Annotated in this window: 15 protein-coding genes; 10 read left to right on the forward strand and 5 right to left on the reverse strand. The window is 42.4% G+C overall.

Going from position 1 to position 21103, the window contains the following annotated elements; translation table 11 throughout:
• Positions 1 to 190: 190 nt before the first annotated feature.
• Complete coding sequence (locus JMX97_RS06340) at positions 191 to 1081, forward strand: DMT family transporter (protein WP_201556300.1); 891 nt, start codon at positions 191 to 193, stop codon at positions 1079 to 1081.
• Positions 1082 to 1162: 81 nt separating this feature from the next.
• Complete coding sequence (locus tag JMX97_RS06345) at positions 1163 to 1687, forward strand: TIGR00645 family protein (RefSeq protein ID WP_201556301.1); 525 nt, start codon at positions 1163 to 1165, stop codon at positions 1685 to 1687.
• A gap of 218 nt (positions 1688 to 1905) precedes the next feature.
• Here the strand turns inward: JMX97_RS06345 and JMX97_RS06350 are convergent, their stop codons facing one another.
• Complete coding sequence (locus JMX97_RS06350; protein ID WP_201556302.1) at positions 1906 to 2319, reverse strand: organic hydroperoxide resistance protein; 414 nt, start codon at positions 2317 to 2319, stop codon at positions 1906 to 1908.
• Positions 2320 to 2537: 218 nt separating this feature from the next.
• Between JMX97_RS06350 and JMX97_RS06355 the strand changes: the two genes are divergently transcribed.
• Complete coding sequence (locus tag JMX97_RS06355) at positions 2538 to 3395, forward strand: AraC family transcriptional regulator (protein ID WP_227671477.1); 858 nt, start codon at positions 2538 to 2540, stop codon at positions 3393 to 3395.
• Positions 3396 to 3694: 299 nt separating this feature from the next.
• Here the strand turns inward: JMX97_RS06355 and JMX97_RS06360 are convergent, their stop codons facing one another.
• Positions 3695 to 4825, reverse strand: a complete 1131-nt coding sequence (locus tag JMX97_RS06360; protein ID WP_201556360.1) for an S-(hydroxymethyl)glutathione dehydrogenase/class III alcohol dehydrogenase — start codon at positions 4823 to 4825, stop codon at positions 3695 to 3697.
• Positions 4826 to 5126: 301 nt separating this feature from the next.
• Here JMX97_RS06360 and JMX97_RS06365 point away from each other — a divergent pair, with 301 nt between their 5' ends.
• Positions 5127 to 5999, forward strand: a complete 873-nt coding sequence (locus JMX97_RS06365) for a LysR family transcriptional regulator (protein WP_227671478.1) — start codon at positions 5127 to 5129, stop codon at positions 5997 to 5999.
• 35 nt (positions 6000 to 6034) lie between these two features.
• Here JMX97_RS06365 and JMX97_RS06370 read toward each other — a convergent pair whose 3' ends face one another.
• Entirely contained in the window at positions 6035 to 6895 is an 861-nt protein-coding gene (locus JMX97_RS06370; protein ID WP_201556303.1) for a universal stress protein, read from the reverse strand.
• Positions 6896 to 6939: 44 nt separating this feature from the next.
• A complete protein-coding gene (locus tag JMX97_RS06375; protein ID WP_201556304.1) occupies positions 6940 to 8439 on the reverse strand; it encodes a SulP family inorganic anion transporter in 1500 nt (499 codons plus the stop codon).
• Positions 8440 to 9186: 747 nt separating this feature from the next.
• Here JMX97_RS06375 and uvrA point away from each other — a divergent pair.
• The 4 genes from uvrA to JMX97_RS06395 all read left to right on the forward strand — a co-directional run bounded on the left by uvrA (position 9187) and on the right by JMX97_RS06395 (position 14942).
• The gene (uvrA, locus tag JMX97_RS06380) at positions 9187 to 11781 is read left to right on the forward strand and encodes an excinuclease ABC subunit UvrA (protein WP_201556305.1); all 2595 of its coding nucleotides are present in this window, start codon (positions 9187 to 9189) and stop codon (positions 11779 to 11781) included.
• 606 nt (positions 11782 to 12387) lie between these two features.
• Positions 12388 to 13254, forward strand: coding sequence for an indole-3-glycerol phosphate synthase TrpC (gene trpC / locus JMX97_RS06385; protein ID WP_201556306.1), 867 nt, complete (start codon positions 12388 to 12390; stop codon positions 13252 to 13254).
• 104 nt (positions 13255 to 13358) lie between these two features.
• Positions 13359 to 14090, forward strand: coding sequence for a Smr/MutS family protein (locus JMX97_RS06390; RefSeq protein ID WP_201556307.1), 732 nt, complete (start codon positions 13359 to 13361; stop codon positions 14088 to 14090).
• Between the two features lie 219 nt (positions 14091 to 14309).
• Complete coding sequence (locus tag JMX97_RS06395; protein WP_201556308.1) at positions 14310 to 14942, forward strand: DNA-3-methyladenine glycosylase family protein; 633 nt, start codon at positions 14310 to 14312, stop codon at positions 14940 to 14942.
• A gap of 107 nt (positions 14943 to 15049) precedes the next feature.
• On the opposite strand, the gene JMX97_RS06400 is transcribed toward JMX97_RS06395, so the two are convergent.
• Positions 15050 to 17017 carry a mechanosensitive ion channel family protein gene (locus JMX97_RS06400; protein ID WP_227671479.1) on the reverse strand — a complete coding sequence of 656 codons (1968 nt, stop codon included), beginning with the start codon at positions 17015 to 17017 and terminating at the stop codon, positions 15050 to 15052.
• Between the two features lie 378 nt (positions 17018 to 17395).
• Here JMX97_RS06400 and JMX97_RS06405 point away from each other — a divergent pair, with 378 nt between their 5' ends.
• Both JMX97_RS06405 and ahcY read left to right on the forward strand, forming a co-directional pair.
• The gene (locus tag JMX97_RS06405; protein ID WP_201556309.1) at positions 17396 to 19300 is read left to right on the forward strand and encodes a TonB-dependent receptor plug domain-containing protein; all 1905 of its coding nucleotides are present in this window, start codon (positions 17396 to 17398) and stop codon (positions 19298 to 19300) included.
• A gap of 370 nt (positions 19301 to 19670) precedes the next feature.
• Entirely contained in the window at positions 19671 to 21095 is a 1425-nt protein-coding gene (ahcY, locus tag JMX97_RS06410) for an adenosylhomocysteinase (protein ID WP_201556310.1), read from the forward strand.
• Positions 21096 to 21103 lie beyond the last annotated feature (8 nt).

Consider the following 21103-nt stretch of genomic DNA (forward strand, 5'->3'; position numbering starts at 1 on the left):
TAGGCTTAGATGTGTATAGCTCATGGTTGCAATCTCACTTTGGTGGTGGATAGAAACTGTGATGCTAGCGCATCTAGGCCTCTTTTTCACCTGCTGTTTGAAATTGCACTTCATGTGTTAATCTAAGAATATTAAAAAACATCTTAGTGTGGTTTGCACTACGCTTGTTATATCTTATTAGGAATTATTTTTGAAAGCCACGTTATACACAATTATTGCCTTGATGGCATTTGCCGCAAATTCTCTTTTATGCAGAATGGCCTTAGCAGGAGGCTATATTGATCCTTGGAATTTTACCATTATTCGGCTACTGAGCGGCGCGGTCTGCCTGGGTATTATCATGACGGTCTATACTTATAATATACGACGTAAAAGCGCAAAAAACGACGATATGCTCAATACTGCCATTTTAAAAGACAAAGGCAGTTGGCTCAGTAGTCTTAGCTTAGTGGTTTATGCCCTTTGTTTTTCGATTGCGTATGTGGAGCTAGATACTGGTACTGGTGCACTGATTTTATTTTCAACGGTTCAGCTGACTATGATTGGTTGGGGTATTTATCAAAAAGAGCAGCTTAGTAACCTACAGTGGGTGGCGCTTTTGGTGGCGCTCGCAGGTTTTGTTTACTTGATGCTCCCTTCAGCGGCAGTACCCTCGCTACTTGGTGCTATGATCATGGCAATAAGTGGCGCGGCATGGGGCATCTATAGCATACGCGGTAAAGTGTGCGTGTCACCACTACGGACAACTGGCTTTAATTTTATCAGAAGCCTCGTCGCTATTCCGATACTACTGTTAGCAGGGATGAGTTACTTAGTAGAAGTTAGTCTAGAAGGGGTGTTACTAGCATGCCTTTCAGGTGCGGTTGCCTCTGGTATAGGGTACAGCCTTTGGTACGTTGCGATGCCATTGCTAAAGAGTACGCAAGCGGCAGTAGTGCAATTCTGCGTTCCTGTACTAGCCGCTATTGCGGGCATGCTCTTTTTATCTGAACCTTTGACCATGAGGTTTATAGTGGCAAGCGCCGTAATTTTAGGCGCGGTATCGGTATTTGTCTTAAATAAAAAGGCGGTTAAAGCTTAAATCGAAGTGTGTTGGCAGTCTCCTATAGCACAACAGCAACGGCAATATAAACAGCGCTACTCCGATTATTAAGAGATCTATATGTTGAAAAAATTTGAAAAACCTTTAGAAAAAACTATCTTTAGTAGTCGCTGGCTGCTGGCACCTTTTTATTTAGGTTTGATTCTAGGCATTATTTTATTGTTTGTTAAATTCGTCCAGAAACTTTGGTACATGTTCGCCAATATCCTGAATGCCTCTGAGGCAAACGTCATCATCGATATACTGGTGCTGGTCGATATATCCTTGGTTGCCAGTTTGTTACTCATCATAATATTCAGCGGCTACGAGATTTTTGTCTCAAAAATTGACATTGGTGAGCATGTTGATCGCCCTAGCTGGATGGGTAAGGTCGATTTTTCTGGTCTCAAACTAAAGCTTATTGGCGCTATCGTTGCCATTTCTGCGATTGATCTTTTAAAATCATTTATGGATATTTCTACTGAAATGAGTGATCTCGATGCTGATAAACTCATGTGGAAAGTCATTATTCACATGACATTCGTAATATCTGGCCTATTATTTGCCGTTATGGATAAAGTGGTTGGTGAGACGAAAAAGCACTAATACTTATCAAGGTATATTTCACATTCACGTCTGCCCTGTCAATTCTTGCCTTCTCAACTATACTGCGCTGAATAAAAAACGCCCGTAACTCAGAACACTGGAGCTACGGGCGTTTTTTTATTGTCAGGATATGTATTGAAAAAATATTTAGCTTTTCAATTGGTTGTTTCCCAACGCTATGGCAAATCTGAATTTGTGCGTCAAACCGTTAATACTGATTAAACCACAGTAACCTCTAAGCGTGTGTCTACATTGCCACGAGTCGCATTAGAGTATGGGCAGACTTGATGTGTGGCTTCGATCAAGGTTTGCGCTTGTTCCTCATCGATACCGGATACTTCAACATATAAATCGATGTCCAAGTTATAGCTACCATCAGCTTTCATGCCAAGACCCACTTGGGCAGAGGTTTTTGATGACGTTACTGGCAATTTTAATTGTTGTGCCGTCATACTCAACGCACTATCAAAACAGGCCGCATAGCCCATTGCAAAAAGCTGTTCTGGGTTAACGCCCTCTTTGTCTTTTTCTTGAAAAGACACTAGATCAAAGCCTAATGTACCATTGTCGAGTTCGGTATGTCCTGAACGTCCACCAGTTGCTGTTGCGCGGGTTTTATAGAAAATTTTCATAACATTTGCCTTATTTTAAAGTGATTGGTTATTAAGTATTAATTTTTAAATACTGCTCTTTAAGTACTGCTCTTTAAATACTTATTTTTAAACATAGTATCTTTCGATTTAATGATTATACGAGGATGACAGATAAACGGTTAGAACATTCCTCTAACATTCTTGCCTAATTCTATAAATATTTATATTATTGAGTAAAACATAAGGACGGATAAAATATGATCCATTCAAAAATAATAGACCAGTTGCTGTCTACGCTACCCAAAAACAAAACCATTGAGTCTACCGTTTCAGGTTTGTTTTTTTATTGTGCAGATAGGCCCAGTGACATGGTTAGTTATATCCAAGAGCCAAGTATCTGTATTGTCTTGCAGGGGGAGCGAGAGATTTACCTAGGTGCAGAGTGTCAGTATTTCGATGACAGCCACTTGATGTTTTGCCCCGTCAATATTCCCATTAGTGTGCATATTGAGCAGGCCACTATAGAGAAGCCTGTTATTGTTTTATCCATGAAGTTAAACCTTGCCACAATCAGAGAAGTCCTAGCCAAGATACCCACTAAGCAAAGCATAGACGAGCGGCATTTGGGTATAAAATGGCAATTAGAGGATACTGTACTCTCAGCATTTGAGCGTTTAATTGACTTGCTCAATTATCCAAACGATATTGAATTTTTATCACTATTGATTCAGCAAGAGATCTATTATCGATTGCTTATGGCGCAGCAAGGAGAGAAGTTACGACAGTTGGTGGTCAACGGCAGCCATACGCATCGTATTACCCAAGCCACTGATTGGCTTAAAGCGCATTTGGGTGAGCCGGTGATGATAGAAGATCTAGCCAGTAGCTGCGGTATGAGTGTCTCAGGGTTCCATCAACATTTCAAAGAGATTACTCAATTAAGCCCGCTACAATATCAAAAAAGCCTCCGACTGATGGAGGCACGGCGACTGATTCAATTGGGTGAGGAACAAATATCGCAGATTGCCATGCAAGTGGGTTATGAGAGTCCCAGTCAATTTAGCCGAGAATATAAGCGGCTGTTCGGTATTAGTCCCAGCAGTGAGTTGATATAGTCGATTCATTCGAAACGGATATGGTGCGGCTGGATAATCGGCTCATTTAAAATATACAACACGTTCTTTCTATAGGAAACAGTTAATTTTTTAATGTTATTGTTTTTTTACTTAGGCTATTTATTATTATGGCTTAAGTTAGTTATAGTCGTAAATTTCGCTATTGTTGTATCTATTTTACTAGGGTGCTGACATTCACTATGAAAATTTTGAGAAAGCCCCCTAAAACGAAAAATGCCGCCCCGTAAAGGAGCAGCATTTTTTATTAAGAATTTGAAAGCTATAGCTCGCTCATTCCACTACGCATCGAAATGAATAACCGAGCGGATACTTTCGCCTTTATGCATCAGATCAAACGCTTCGTTAATATCTTCTAATGGCATAGTATGCGTAATGAAATCATTTAATGGAATTTCACCCTCTAAATATCGTTCGACGTAACCGGGCAATTCTGTACGGCCTTTAACACCGCCAAATGCTGAGCCTTTCCAGACTCGACCGGTTACTAGTTGAAAGGGACGGGTTGATATTTCTTTTCCGGCTCCGGCAACCCCAATGATAACTGACTCGCCCCAGCCTTTATGGCAGCACTCAAGTGCTGAACGCATGACATCGACGTTACCGATACACTCAAACGAGTAATCAACGCCGCCATCAGTCATCTCAACAATAACATCCTGAATAGGCTTATCGTAGTCTTTAGAATTGATGCAATCGGTCGCCCCCAATTTTTTGGCCAACTCAAACTTATCTTCGTTAATATCGACACCGATAATACGGCTGGCTTTGGCCATACTTGCACCGATAACGGCTGCTAGCCCAATACCACCAAGACCAAAAATAGCAACGGTGGAACCTTCTTCAACCTTGGCAGTATTCATGACTGCGCCCATACCAGTGGTGACACCACAACCGAGCAGGCAAACTTTTTCTAACGGTGCTTCTTTGCTCACTTTGGCCAAAGAAATCTCTGGTAAGACCGTGTATTCAGAGAAGGTTGAGCAACCCATATAATGATAAATAGGTTCGCCATCTTTATAAAAACGCGTGGTGCCATCTGGCATTAGGCCTTTGCCTTGAGTTTCACGTACGGCTGAGCATAGATTGGTTTTACCCGACATACACATTTTACACACGCCACATTCGGCAGTGTATAAAGGAATGACATGGTCGCCAACTTGGACGCTGGTCACGCCTTCGCCGATTTTCTCAACGATGCCGCCGCCTTCATGACCCAAGATAGCGGGGAAAACGCCTTCTGGATCTTCTCCAGATAAGGTATAAGCATCAGTATGACAGACACCGCTAGCAATAATTTTTACTAACACTTCGCCTTTGCGCGGCAGCATAACGTCCACTTCTTCGACTGAGAGTGGCTGATTTGGCCCCCAAGCAATGGCGGCTCTAGATTTAATAAACTTATCTGACATTTGCTCTGACATAGTCGTCTCTCTTTTTAATAATTAATTATTGTAGCCTGTTAAATACAGGCGTCGTTCTAAAATAAGCATTTGCGGTTAAGCGACACTATCCATCTTTTTTGACGTGACAGGCAATATTCTCACTACTTCCGAAAAAGAAACATTTAACTCATTGCGCTTTCTTTATATTAGCAGGCTTTAACGCTAATAGATTAGAAGCTGTTTTAATTTATGTTGCCATTTTACATTATTTCTAAGCTAATGATAATATACTCTATTTGAAAATATCTTTTACACAGTGGTAATAATCATGAAGTGGGATGGCATTAGCGAGTTCGTCTACGTCGCAGAATACGAGAGTTTTACTCAAGCGGCAAAAAAACTGGGCATCTCGACCGCCCAAGTAAGTCGACAGGTAAGCGCTTTAGAGCAGCGGCTCAATATCAAATTACTGTACCGCACTACGCGCAAGGTGACGTTGACGGAAGAAGGTCAGGTCTTTTATCAGCACTGCCGCGCTGTCCTCGATGGCTTAGATGCGGCTGAACAAGCGGTGAGTAATTTGCAATCAAAACCGCAAGGTATGATCAAGTTGACCGCCCCTGTCACTTATGGAGAACGGCAATTACTGCCATTGGTAAATGATTTTATGGTGCACTATAGCGATATTGAAGTGACAGCTTTTTTAAGCAACCAAAAGATCGACTTGGTTGAAGGCGGCTATGATTTAGCGATTCGCATTGGCAAGCTAAGCGACTCTACTATGATGGCCAAAAAGCTCAGTAGCCGTACCAATTTTGTCTGCGCGTCGCCATCCTATATTGAAAAATACGGTATACCGCATTCTCTGACTGAGCTTGTTCAACATAACTGCCTGCTTGGCACCTTGGACTACTGGCATTTTAAGGAAGCTGGTAAGGAGCGGAATGTTCGTGTGACTGGTACTGTACGTTATAACAGCGGTTATAGCTTAGTTGATGCCGCTTTAAAAGGGCTCGGCATCGTGCAGCTGCCTGACTACTACGTGCAAACACACCTAGAGTCAGGAGAGCTGATAAGCTTACTGGATACCTACAGAGAACATAGAGAAGAAATATGGGCGGTTTATCCCCACAATCGTCATTTGTCACCAAAAATCAGGTTGTTGGTAGATTATCTAATGGAACACTTATCTAAACCATAAGTATTTTCACGTACGTTGCCCTTTAATGCACTAACCTAGCGTACTAAAATAACGGGTGAGAGCGTGCTGGCAATAATCTCCGTAGTCGTGCTCCCAAGAAATAACTGCCGCCATTTAGAACGTCCATAAGCACCAACCACGATGATATCAATATCATTTTCTACTTGAAACGTTAGTAGTGTATCAACGGCATCAGAATCAGGTAAATGATGAGCCTCTATCATATAGCCCGATGACGTTAAGTGCTCCACTGCCGCCGCTAAGCTTTCTTTGGAGGAATCATCATGATTGCCTATCATCACAATATGGCCTTGTATGCCTTTTAACAGCGGGCTCTTAGCAGCCATTTGTGTGGCCTTAATGGCTGTTTTACTGGCATCAAATGCAATCATGTATGAAGTAGGCGTGGCAAACTTCTCTGAGCAAATTAGGATAGGTATATGTGATGCGCGTGCCACCGTTTCGATTTGGCTACCAATATTGATCCGATCATTTTTATGATCTTCTCCGCGCCGTCCCATGATGATGGCACGGTTTTTTTCTTTGAAATGTTCGATAGCGGGTAACAGCTTGCCGCGGCGTTGGTAAACGCTGACTTCTACATCAAAATCACTATTGATATGGCTTTTTGCATCTTCTACTAGGGCATTACTATAACTGTTGACAACTTTGGCCCTTTGTTCGTCGAGCTGGGTTAATTCTTCTAATAAAAACTGGCGACTATTCACTCCTATCGCACCGGACAAGTCGCGCCTTGACGACGCAGGGATGTCGCTAACATGTAATAGTGCCACCGGTAAATCTAAGCGACTGGCGTACCATGCGGCGTAGTTACAAACGGATTCAGTGACTGCCGATCCATCGATACAAGCTAAAATATGCTGTTCTGTGGTCATAATTTATCCTTAATTCTTGAATGAATAAAGTTATCAATTAGTAATCAATGAGCGCTTAAGTTATTAGCGGCGTCTGATTTGTCATGAACACCGAACTTTTCTACCATCGCTTGGCTGGCCTCATTAAGGCCTATCAGCTCAACCTCAGTGCCTTCTCGGCGAAACTTAATAATGACTTTATCAATAGCGGCGACTGCTGTCACATCCCAAAAATGAGCCTCAGAGACATTAATAACCACTTTAGGGATCGCCTCTTTAATATCAAATGACTCTATTAAGCGCTCTGCCGATGAGAAAAAAACTTGGCCATTCACTCGATAATAACGCGTTTGCTTCGATTCATCTAGCTGCGTATCGACACTCATATAACGTTCAATCTTATTAGCAAAGAATAATGCCGATAACAGAACACCGATTAAGACCCCATAAGCTAAGTTATGGGTGGCTACGACCACCGCAACCGTGGTGATCATTACTAAATTACTCTGTAGAGGTTTGGTCTTGAGCTCCTTAAAAGAGCCCCAGTTAAAGGTACCAACCGATACCATAATCATAACCGCCACTAACGCGGCCATTGGAATAATCTTCAACCAGTCGCTTAAAAAAACTACCATCAATAATAAAAACAACCCAGCAATTAAGGTCGATAAACGAGTAAAGCCGCCTGATTTTACGTTGATTATAGACTGACCAATCATCGCACAACCTGCCATACCACCAAAGAAACCACTAACCATATTTGCCATTCCCTGACCTTTGCATTCTTTATTACGATCGCCTTTGGTATCAGTTAAATCGTCTACGATGCTCAAGGTCATCATAGATTCTAACAAACCGACTATGGCCAAACTAATAGAGTAAGGCAAGATAATACGCAAGGTGTCTATATTCAAAGGAATATCGGGTAATAAGAAAATTGGCAGGGTATCGGGCAACTGGCCCATATCACTGATGGTTCGTGCCTCTGCGCCAAATACAATGGCCAAAATAGTCACCAATACGATGCAGACCAAAGGCGAAGGAATAATCTTGCCAATTTTCGGTATGTGGGGATAGCCATATATTATGATTAATCCTAAGGCCACCAGAGCATAGACATGCCATAAATTGGAGCCCGCTTGCGGCATTAACTCAGGGAGTTGCGACATAAAAATTAAAATGGCTAAGGCATTAATAAAGCCAATAATAACTGACTGAGAAACGTACTTCATCAGATTACCCAGTTTTAAGAAACCAAAGATAACCTGTAAAACCCCTGTCAACACAGTTGCTGCCAGCAAGTACTGTAAACCATGATCTTTGACTAGCGTGACCATTAATAAAGCCATGGCACCAGTAGCGGCAGAAATCATCGCTGGCCGGCCGCCAACGAAAGCGATAACCACTGCGATACAAAACGAGGCATAAAGACCCACCTGTGGGTCGACACCAGCAATAATTGAAAAGGCAATGGCTTCGGGAATAAGCGCTAAGGCGACCACCATACCCGCTAAAATATCGCCTCTAACATTTGATAGCCAATGCTCTTTAATAACATTTAACATTTTTAACTCAGTCTTATTTACGGATTTATTATTTTAATAATCGATACGTTTAAAATATACTAGCAAAGTAGAGGCGTACTAATTCGCCGCAATCTTCTGGCTAGGCTCATGTTCCCATTAAATATTATGAGAAGAAGCTAAACTCTGTTTTGAGTATCTTAATGTCAGATACTTAACGAACAAATCGATTGATAAGATAAATAATAAAGCAACGGGGTCACACAGAAAAAAGCGTAAAACGCTTTAAAAGAGGGGTATTGCTATAAAAAGCAACAAATTACTGAAGGGTGTACAGCTAGATTGGCATATTCATTGTTATATTAAAACTCTTATAGGATTGATAAATAGTAGCTGTCATTAACGGCGCTAATTCTAACATATAGATATGGTTAAGAAAATATTATATTTTTCAGCTCTAATAAAGTAATTAGAGGCTGTATGCTAAAAAAACTATTGATTTATATGGCAAATAAATTCTTCGTACTTCCGACTAGTGTCCAGAAAATAAGTCTCTTACGGACACCTCCTTAAATATTCCAATAAATCACAAAAACTGAGCTATCGATAATTCCTATTGAGGAGAGCCATATGGATCCCCAATCAAAGCACAGCTCAAAGCACAATTTATTAATCACTAATATTTACAGTTAGAAAAAAATATTTACTAAACTACGCTAAATCTTATAAGGGGTACAGCTCAAACTCATCTAAAATTTAAAAATACGATTTAACAGGAATAATTGTTTTATGAACAGCCCCCATAAAAAAACAACAAACAATAATAATTCAACAGAGAGTAAAAGCCGAACTAAAAAACCTTCTCGTGTTAAAGATCCCCGCGCTACTGACCATAGCATTCAAGTAAGAGGTGCGCGCGTCCACAACTTAAAGAACGTTGATGTCGATTTACCTCGTGATGCGCTGGTGGTTTTTACCGGTATATCCGGCTCAGGAAAATCGTCACTGGCTTTTGGTACCTTATTTGCAGAGTCACAGCGTCGCTACCTTGATTCGGTGTCCCCTTATGCGCGCCGATTAATAGACCAAGTCGACGAACCTGATGTTGACGCCATAGAAGGACTGCCGCCAGCGGTCGCATTGCAACAACAACGAGGCACACCCTCTGTGCGCTCATCAGTTGGCAGTGTCACCACCATCTCAAATGGTCTACGCATGCTTTACTCACGAGCTGGAGAATATCCTGCCGATCAAGAGATGTTGTATGCAGATGCGTTTTCACCCAACACTCCTGATGGCGCTTGCCCTACCTGCTCTGGTATTGGCCGTGTGTTTGAGGTGACTGAAAAGCTGCTGGTTCCCGATGATAGCAAAACCATTCGAGAACGTGCTATTGCAGCATGGCCACCCGCATGGCAAGGTAAGAACCTAAGCCGCATCCTAGTAACACTCGGCTACGACATCGACACGCCATGGAAGTCATTACCGAAAGAGACGCGCAACTGGATCTTGTTCACTGATGAAACGCCGACTGTCCCAGTCTATCCCGAATATAGCATTGAACAGGTACGTGTGGCGATTGAGAATGATGAAAAGCCCAATTATATGGGCACGTTCTCGAGTGCTAAACGCTTCATATTGCACTCTTTTGCCACTACCCAAAGCCCGCTAACTAAAAAACGCGTTTCTCAGTTTATGCAAATTTCTGTGTGTCCGGAGTGCCACGGTAAGAAACTAAAGAAAGAATCGTTATCGGTCAAATTTGCAGGACTAGATATTGGCGAGTTGTCACAGTTGACCCTGACCGAAGTTGCGCTCAAGCTTCAAAATGCTGCTAATAAAAACCCAGCTAATGATACCGTAAATCGAGAAAAAGCCATTGTTGCTCAGCGTATTGCCAGTGACATTCTTTCGCGAGTTGAAGCACTGACAATGCTGGGTTTGGGATATTTATCACTTGAGCGCACCACCCCTACTTTATCTCCAGGTGAGCTACAACGTCTGCGACTGGCCACTCAAATTCGCTCGCAACTGTTCGGGGTAGTTTACGTGCTTGATGAGCCCTCCGCAGGTTTACATCCAGCAGATACTCGAGCGCTATTAAGTGCGTTAGATGAGCTAATAGCATCAGGCAACTCGGTATTTGTGGTTGAACACGATGTTAGCGTTATCAGACACGCCGATTGGATTGTGGACGTTGGGCCAGACGCCGGAACTCATGGTGGCGAAGTGATTTATAATGGCCCGGTAGAAGGATTACGCGAAGTCAAAAATTCGCACACTGGCCAATATCTTTTCACCACCGATGCAAAAGTAAAACATACGCAAAGAGAGCCGACGGCTTGGCTTAAGCTAGCAGGGGTTGAGCGTAACAACTTGTATGGGCTAGATGTTGATTTTCCTCTGGGCGTTATGACTACCGTCACTGGGGTATCCGGTTCGGGAAAATCAAGTTTAGTGAGTCAGGCTATGGTCGAACTCATTTACGAGTCACTAGGACAAAAACAAATCGTGGAGGCCCCAACTGGCGAGGCCGATTTACTCGAACAAGAGTTAGAAACGCCAACTGGCGGGCAAATTGTTAGTGGGATGGAGCATGTAAAACGATTAGTGACCGTTGACCAAAAAGCAATTGGTCGCACGCCGCGCTCAAATCTTGCCACTTACACGGGGCTGTTTGATCATGTTCGTAAGCTGTTTGCAGCAACGCCAGAAGCAAAAGCACGCCGTTATAATGTCGGTCGTTTTTCGTTTAATACGGTAAAAGGTCGTTGCCCAAATTGCGAAGGACTCGGCTTTGTGATGGTTGAGCTGCTGTTTCTTCCCAGTGTTTATTCGCCGTGCCAAGTCTGTCATGGCCAACGCTACAATGACAAAACGCTTGAAATCACCTATCGCGATAAAAATATCGCCGAAGTGCTCGACCTAACGGTTGAAACAGCTTATGAGTTCTTTGCAGAGGAACCTGCCATTTTGCGGGCCTTAAACGCATTGCTTCAAGTCGGTCTTGGCTACTTAAGACTCGGCCAGCCAGCCACTGAACTATCTGGCGGTGAAGCCCAGCGGATTAAACTGGCCACTGAACTTCAACGTACCCAGCGAGGCGATACCCTTTATGTCCTTGATGAACCGACAACCGGCTTACATCCTGCAGACGTATCTATGTTGATGTCACAATTGAGTGGACTCGTTGACGCTGGAAATACCGTCATTATGGTCGAACACGATATGCAGGTTGCCAGTAATAGCGATTGGGTTATCGATATCGGCCCGGGTGCTGGCGATGAAGGTGGACTTATTGTTGCTCAAGGCTCACCTGAAGAAGTAGCTTGTTCAGAAATAAGTAAAACTGCACCCTTCTTGTTGGCAGAGTGCAATTCGTAAAAGTGTCATGTAGAGATGTTATAAAGCTACTTTAATTTATACAGTCAATTCAGAATAGAACAAGTATATGCATGACAATGTGCTGTCGTTTCTTACGACCGAAATATGTCTAAAAATAATCGACCGCTAAATACTCGTAACAACGATTCTTTGGCATCGTTTTATGAGTTTAAGTGCTTACCGTGCTTGGTGTCTTACCGATGCTCACTGAGATAATATCAGCAAAGTCTAAAATACCGCAGCCACGCACTATCATAAGACCTATTTTATTCTCTATTTTAGAATGACAACTTTGATGTTTTATGGCATGGTCACCAATGAATTGGCGGTTGCAGTACTTATCATTGATAGTTCTGCTGACCATAGCTTTTGATACTATTTTTCTTTAGACTGGTACTGTGACAGTCGGGGTAATGTAATTCTATTTGGGTCTTCATAACCTCAAGGATAATATCTTACTTTCGACAGTCATATTCTCTTTGGCTCTTCAGCATACTTTTGAAACACTACCGTCCATTTTAATCACAACCATTCAATTTTAATGCCTCTTTAGTTTGGCTAACAATTTAACTAACGACTTAATTTGACTGATAACCGGGTATAACCATGACCGCCAGCCTAAAAACAGACACTACTATTCCTTCAGTATTGCAGCGTATTATCGCTACCAAACGTGATGAAGTCGCTGCAGCCCGTAGTTCACTACCGCTAGCGGACTTACAAGCGCAAGTTGCTGCTGATAAACGAGCACGTCGCGGTTTTGCTACGGCCTTACGAGCGGCTGATATTGGTGTTATCGCTGAAATAAAAAAAGCCTCACCCTCTAAAGGTATTATCAATCATAACTTTGAACCGGCCGAATTTGCCAAGCAATACGAGCAAGCGGGTGCAAGCTGTTTATCAGTGTTAACCGACCGCGATTATTTTCAAGGTGATGATCGCTATCTGGCCCAAACGCTTGAATCATGTCATCTACCAATATTACGTAAAGACTTTATGATTGATATTTATCAGATTTATCAATCCTATTTATTGGGCGCAGACTGTATCTTGCTAATTATGGCCTGCCTTGATGACACGCAGGTGCAAGAGTTGCATGCGCTGAGTATTGAACTTGGTATGGATGTACTGTTAGAGGTACATACCGCTAGCGAGCTTGAACGCGCCTTACAGTTGCCCCGCTCAGATCACAATATTTATGGTATCAATAACCGTAATTTAAATACCTTTGAGGTAGACTTGCAAACCACCCTTGATTTGAAAGACACCTTGTTACAAGCTTTAGAGACTGACGATAATAGCTTACAAAAACCACTTATCGTGACTGAAAGCGGCATTCATAGCGCAGACGATATTCGTCTAATGCTCAGCCACGATATTCAGCATTTCTTAATCGGTGAGCAGTTTATGAAGACCGATCACCCAGGACGGGCGTTACAATCCTTACTTGCGAGCGTCCCTGTGAGCGCGTAAAGTATGACAGACAACGCTAGTACGATACTGGCTATAATATTAACTATAGCCTTAGTGATTAAATAATTAATCCATTCATTAACTAAACAGACACGTTAACTTTTATGGCAAATTCTATATTTTCAAAAGAAATGCAAGACCAGCTCAAAGAGCTCAAAGGACAACTCAGCAAGGGTCGCGATACCACGTCACCTGATGGCGAAGATCAAAAGCCAACTGAGCCCGTCTCTATGCTTAGCCAAAAACAAGTCAATAAAACCGTAAAGCAGTTAGATAGCGAACATATCGATGATGATAAAGTGCTATTCATGCAAGCGATGCATGGCGTCAATCAGCTCGATGACAACAACGTCCGCTCGCCTGCCAATGCTAAAAAAGGCCGTAAACCTGATGCGACGACCTTGTCAAAACGTGCTGCCGCTCAAGGTAAGGAAGCTGCGGATATAGGTGCAGGCTTATCGGATATGCAAGCGCTGCTTAATCCTGTCGCTGGTGAAGCTTACTTATCTTATAAGCAGCCTACCCTACAAACCAAAGTATTTACTCAACTCAAACAAGGCAAATTGCGTTGGTATGATGCAGTAGATATTCATGGCTGCACAATTGAAGAAGCTCGCGCGGCGATGACTCAACTGCTAAGCCAAGCGAAACAGAATAATGAAACCATGGTAAAAATTGTCCACGGTAAAGGTAGCGAAGCTATTCTCAAAACCTGCGTCAACGGCTGGTTACGTCAATTGCCGGAAGTATTGGCATTTTGCTCAGCCCCACCAAAAGATGGCGGCAATGGCGCCGTACTAGTACTATTAAAAAAGTCTAAAACTGACGGCGAGTAAATTATAAGCTTCTGGGTTGAGAGACAAAAAAAAGACCGCGTACGCGCGGTTTTTTTTATCTCTAATTTTTATTATTAAGCCCAACTTGAATATTAAAATAGCCTATTGTGTATCAGAAATATAGGGGTGTCAAATAAACGCTTTTAAATGTATTTGACCACTTTTATTCAGTGCTTTTTATTGAGCAACTGTTATTCGGCAACCTAAAATGAGTTATTTATGAGCTTACAAACGATTGATACCCCCGAAAAATTAAAAACGCAAATTATGGCAATTATCGCCATTGAACCAAAGTTTGCCCCTATTTATCAGCAAGTTGGTGTGCCGAGTCTACGGCGCAATGCAGGTGGATTTGAGCAGTTAATGAGAGCGATGGTAGGACAGCAATTATCCGTTGCTGCTGCCACAAGTATTTGGCAACGACTCGCTGAGGCAGGCCTAACCACACCGCAAGTAATTATGCAGGCAGAAGATGATACCTTACGGGCACAAGGTCTATCTAAGCAAAAAATTCGTTATACCCGCTCACTAGTTGAGCATGATATCGATTTCGACGCCCTGATAACGCTAACAAATGAGGATGTAATCAAGATACTCACGGCTGTTATCGGCATCGGTCACTGGACTGCCGAGATGTATTTACTGTTTTCTTTGGGCCGAGCTGATGTGCTCGCCGTTGACGACTTGGCGATCAAAGTCGCTGCGATGGATTTATTAGGTTTAGTAGAACGCCCAACTCCAAAAGAATTAAAGACAGCGACCCAAGAGTGGTCGCCGCATCGCAGTGCCGCAAGTTTACTACTGTGGGCGCACTACGGCTGGATGAATAAAAGAAAGGCAGTGCCGGTATAGTCGGGAATGTCATTACTTGTTTGTATAGACCCGATTAAGTAAATCGATTAGGAGCACTAAGGATTACTTCAAGCAGTAGACTATTTCAAGAACACCACAATGCTTTCTTACTTTGGGAAACCTAAAACTTTTTGAATGCGCTGAAGCTGATGTTTGGCTAAAGTATGGATGGCACCTTTCTGAGCGCTATCCTGTTCATCCTCTCCCACTTGTTCTTTTTTCTCATTTTTTTGTCTATATGCTGTTCCACTATTTTCGAGCTCGTCTAAATCTTTACTTAGATCAACAGGGCCTCGATCAACACTGTCAGCATCGTTTATTTTATCATCGTTACTGTCTACTGATTTATTCTCGAGATCGTTGTCCAAATGGTGTTCAAGCTCAACTTGATTAACGATCAATTGCTGAGTTGGTAAGGCATGCTCCACTTTGTACTTTTTGACCAGTGTTAATGCATCGACCAATAGTATGTCTTGTTTACCATAAAACTCTATAACGTCAAAAGAGTTGATGTAAGCTCGTAATTGAATGATGTAGCAGTCTTGACGCAGCTCTAAAATATTAGCCTGATTCCATTCTTTATTGGTTAGTTCATGATCATTCAAAAATTTCTCTAAATCCTTGACCATCTTAAAAATGACATCGATGTCAGCATTGCGTTTAATATATAAGTTATGCAAAAAATGAAACATGTCACGCGAGGTAAAGTTCTCAATTTGCATAGAGGAGAAGTCACCATTCGGAACGGTCACCACAGTGCGGTTCAGAGTACGCACCCGTGATGAACGAATACCAATATCGACCACCGTCCCCTCTTGATCTCCAAACTTACAATAATCTCCTATCCGTACCGGCGTGTCTGCCACGACCACCACACTACCAACGAGGTTCTCAATGGTCTTTTGTGCACCTAGCGCTAAGGCCAAACCACCAACCCCAAGCGCGGCAATACCTGTGGTTAAATCAAAGCCCAAATTACCAAAGATCACAATCACAGCGAATATTAGTAGCAAGGCTTTGGTCACTTTGCGCAGCAGTCCTAAGATAGAGACTCGCTCAATATAGTTCTTTTTATAGCTCAAATTTACCGCACGAGTAAAAATGACGTCGACGAGGCGCAGTAGTAGCCAGGTCAGCGCTAACCACGAGGCAATTTCGGTAAATCGATTAACTGGTTCACGTAGCGTCACTGATACGCCAGCATAGACCATCACCTCTGATAAAATCAGCGCCATAATAACCACGGCTAGCGGCAGTATTACTTTATCCGGTAGCGGCAACGGGACACCACGTACCCGTGGATAGACGATATTTAAAAGGTGATACCATAACCATACAAGTACATAGGTCAGCAACAGACTACCAACAGTGATTGCCACCGCCGCGACCAAATCGGCCAGCTGATAACCAAACAGCTTTTTATCTTCTAGTGACTCAATGGTATAACGCGATATTAAAGTAGGCTCAGTATTTTCTATCACTTCTGGGATAGAACTAAGCGTTTCGCCTGAGAACTGCCAATACTGTTCCCCTTGTTTGGAAACTACCCGCTCTAATACTAGCGGGACACTCTTATCGTTAATGCTAATATTACCCACATTTTCTTGGCTTGGCGGCAGCTGATCCGTTAAGTTGCCATCAAGAGTATTATTAATCTGTAGATCAGGCTGGAAACGCCCTCCCGCATCGAGCGCTTGCTTAAACTGACGGACGACGGTGGTTGGATTGTCAGATTTTGATAAATTAAGATAATTGCTAGCCAGCAGGTAATCATTATCACCCAATGCACTGATAAACCCTTGTACCGTATGGCGCGGAGTGTCCCGCCCGAATGAGTCTGGTGCAGGCTCACTCGCACTGTCATCTTTCTTACCACCGCCGATACCTAGCACCCCAGCGCCTTCAGCAGCAAATGCCGCATTTGGCAACACTAGACTTAATAGTAATGCAAGCAGCAGCGTGACCACTATTAACGCTTTTGTCAGCATTGTTGTCAACGTTTTTGATAATGGCGCTTTTGATGGCAGGGACATTTCGGTAGCGGCGATAGGACTTTGATCATGCTCAATAGACAAAACAAACCTCTTAATTCAATAAATAGAGCAATTTAAATACTTATAATATGGCCGCTATGATAACAATTATTTATAACGGTAGTGCTTTTGATTATGCACTTTATAGTGAATAATCGTTTCAAACATTCTTCATTATTTGGGACAGTTAAAAGCGCTTGGAAAATATAGTTAATTTCGAAACTAAGAAAAACGAGCAAATAGCTTTTCATCTTGAAGTTGACTCAGCTTAAGATGAATAAATATTAGGCTAAAGTTGTTTATAAATAGGCAGTTTTTATAGATAATAAGCGCGTGTAAATTATATATTGTTTTTTGTAATTTTTAGCGTCTTAATTTTCGCTTATGTAACTTTCTAATATGCTTACTTTGGAATTGACTATGGTTTTATCACGTTCATCTTCGACCAGCTATCTTCGCTTATGTATTTTAAGCGCGCTTGGCGTATTTGCCGTTAGCGCTACAGCAGCCACCAATGAGTTAAATATTGTTAGTGATAATGACCTACCACAAGTCGAGCTTGATAAAATCGTAGTGACTGCCACACGTACCCCAACTAAGACTAGTAACGTTATTGCTCAAACTCGTGTGGTTGATAGTGAAGAGTTACAACGCTTCCAAGGTCAAACAGTAATGGAAGTTCTTAAGCGTCAGCCGGGTATCAGTTACTACGGCAACGGTGGTATGGATAAGAAAAATAATTTTTATATGCGCGGCTATGACAGTAAGCAAATCTTAGTGCTTATCGATGGTATACGTTATAGCTCATTAAGTGCAGGGGGTGCTACGCTCAACTTGCTGCCTGCTGACCAGATTGAACGTATTGAAATATTATACGGCGCGTCAGGGTCTAGTATCTATGGGGCAGGCGCTATGGGCGGTGTCATTCAGATATTTACCAAAGGTACCAATGTTGAGAAAAGCAACTTTTCTGTTACCGCTGGTGTCGGCTCAAATGATCAATATTTATATGGTGCTAGTGCGCAATTTGCTAATGCTAACGGAACCGCTCTAAGCCTATCAGCAAGCCACAATGAAACTGACGGTATAAATGCCACTCTTCCAACGAACTCTTTTAACTATAACAAAGATGACGATGGCTTTGAGAGTGACAATTTTAGCGTCGCTTTAAATCAGCGTATTAATGAGCAATGGTCAGCAGGGGCTAGCGCTTTATATAGCAAATCAACCTCTGAGTTTGATTCTGGCTCGCAGGATGCTTACTCGGATCAAGAAAATGGTTCTGCTCAAGCTTTTATGGATTGGCGTTATCTGCCTGGCTCATCACTAAAATTACAATATGGTCATTCTATTGACAACATTGACACTTCTAGTAATTTTAGTAGCGTTTATGATAGTAAACAAGATCAAGTCAGTTTAGTAGGTCAGCATCTACTTCCTGTCGGACAAGGCATCTATGGCATAGAATACCTGGATCAAAGTATCGACACTACAGCCTATGACGCTGATGACCGTGATGTGACCAGTGCATTCTTAGGATACGTCGTAGCAAACAATCAGTTCGATGCCCAAGCCAACGTACGCTTTGATGACAACTCACAATATGGCGACCAAACCACTTATAATTTGGGCGGCGCTTACCACATCAATCCCAATCTCCGTATTGGTGCCAGCTATGCTAAAGGCTTTCGTGCCCCTACTTTCTATGATATCTATTCTGGTACTGAAAGTAATATTGATCTAGATCCAGAAACCAGTGACAACTATGAAGCTTTCATTGAGTATGACACTTTACTCCAGTCTACTCGTCTAACTGGCTACCAGAATACGGTTGATGACTTGATTAACTTTGTTGCTAGATTTGATGGTAATACATATATCGGTGGCAATAGTCAAAATATTGAAGAAGCAGAAATAAAAGGTATTTCATTAACCTCAGATTGGGTAATCAATGACTACCTATTTGGTGGCAGCTATGACTATCAACAAGCAAAAGACAGCAGTGGCGGTTTTAACGATGGCAACTTCCTACCTATCCGCCCTGAAAACAAAGGATTAGTATATATTGGTTATCGTCTGCCAAGTTTAGATATTCGCGCTGAATATCAATATATGGATGATTACTATTACAGTATTTCCAATGCTGATTCACAGCTCGTTGAAAGCTATGGATTGTTTAACATCAGTGGCAATTATCAGTTGACCAACAATCTGTCTATGACTGCGCGCTTGAATAACATTACCAATAAGAAGTATGTTACAGCACCAGGTTATAATACTGACGGCACTAACTTCTTCACCTCACTAACCTACAACTGGTTTTAAAATTATTTAGCATCACTTAAAACTTGTATTATCAGTAATTAAGGTCATCAATCGATGGCCTTTTTTTATGGCTTTAAATTATTCGTCAATGAACTAAAAAAGTAATTCGTAACATCAGCGTACAGTATTTACTGCAGCCAATAGGTGACAAATTAATCACCATGAATTACAATAACGACCTCCGAGAGGTGTTGCGCCATATGAATTAATTGTTGCGTTTGGGCTTTATAGACAAACCATGCTGATTAATCCGTCATGTTAGGCTCGGTAAACTGTTTAATACTAAAGATTTGAGTATTAAATAGCGTGAACAACGGCACCTGCGTTTTTATTCTTTTTATCATACGTTAACCACTGATAGGAGCATATTATGGACGCAGTGTCTACTTCCCCATCTGCCCATACGATCGACCCCTCTTTCACTGACTATAAAGTCGCTGATATCAGCCTTGCTGATTACGGCCGCCGTGAAATCACCCTTGCCGAAGCCGAAATGCCTGCCCTTATGGGTTTGCGTCGTCGCTACGAAGCGGATCAGCCCCTTAAAGGCGCCAAAATCGTCGGCTGTATCCACATGACCATTCAGACTGCCGTACTTATCGAGACCTTAATTGCGCTCGGTGCTGAAGTGCGTTGGACTTCATGTAATATCTTCTCAACCCAAGACCATGCTGCTGCTGCGATTGCTGCTGCTGGTATTCCTGTATTCGCTTGGAAAGGCGAAACTGACGCAGAATACGAATGGTGCTTACGTCAGCAAGTACACGTTGGCGGTGAAGATTCTGGTAACCTTTGGGATGCCAACTTAATCTTAGATGATGGCGGCGATCTGACCGCACTTATCCATGACGAATATGCTCACCTATTAGATAACATGCATGGTATCTCAGAAGAGACTACCACTGGTGTGCATCGCTTAATCGAAATGCTCAACAAAGGCACGCTAAAAGTTCCTGCTATCAACGTTAATGACGCCGTCACTAAGTCTAAAAATGACAATAAGTACGGCTGCCGTCATAGCTTAAATGACGCGATTAAACGTGGTACGGATATGTTCCTTGCTGGTCGTCGCGCTTTAGTTATCGGTTATGGTGATGTGGGCAAAGGCTCAGCACAAAGCTTACGCCAAGAAGGCATGATTGTTCGGGTTTCAGAAGTCGATCCTATCTGTGCCATGCAGGCTTGTATGGACGGTTATGAAGTATTATCACCATACATTAATGGCGACAACACTGGCGGCGCAGAAAACATCAATACTCGCCTGCTAGAAGATACCGACATGATTGTCACTACCACTGGTAACTACCATGTCTGTGATAAAAACATGCTTGCTGCTCTAAAACCAGGTGCGGTAGTCTGTAATATCGGTCACTTCGATACCGAAATCGACACTCAATTTATGCGTGATAACTGGCGCTGGGAAGAAGTTAAGCCACAAGTTCATCAAATCTTCCGCTCAGACGATGTTAACGATTACCTAATTTTGTTAGCTGAAGGTCGTTTAGTGAATTTAGGTAACGCCACTGGTCACCCGTCGCGCGTGATGGACGGCTCATTTGCCAACCAAGTATTGGCGCAAATGTATCTGTTTGAAGAAAAATTCGCTGAGCTGCCTGTCGACGAGCGCTTTGATAATCTATATGTCAAAGTCTTACCGAAGAAGCTAGACGAAGAAGTGGCTGCTGCTATGGTAGCCGGCTTTAACGGCACGCTAACCAAGCTGACCAATAAGCAAGCCGAATATCTAGGTGTGCCAGTTGAAGGCCCTTTCAAACCTGATGCCTATAAATACTAATATAAGTA

Origin of the sequence: Psychrobacter sp. 72-O-c (genome assembly GCF_904846605.1) — a bacterium.
Taxonomy (GTDB): domain Bacteria; phylum Pseudomonadota; class Gammaproteobacteria; order Pseudomonadales; family Moraxellaceae; genus Psychrobacter.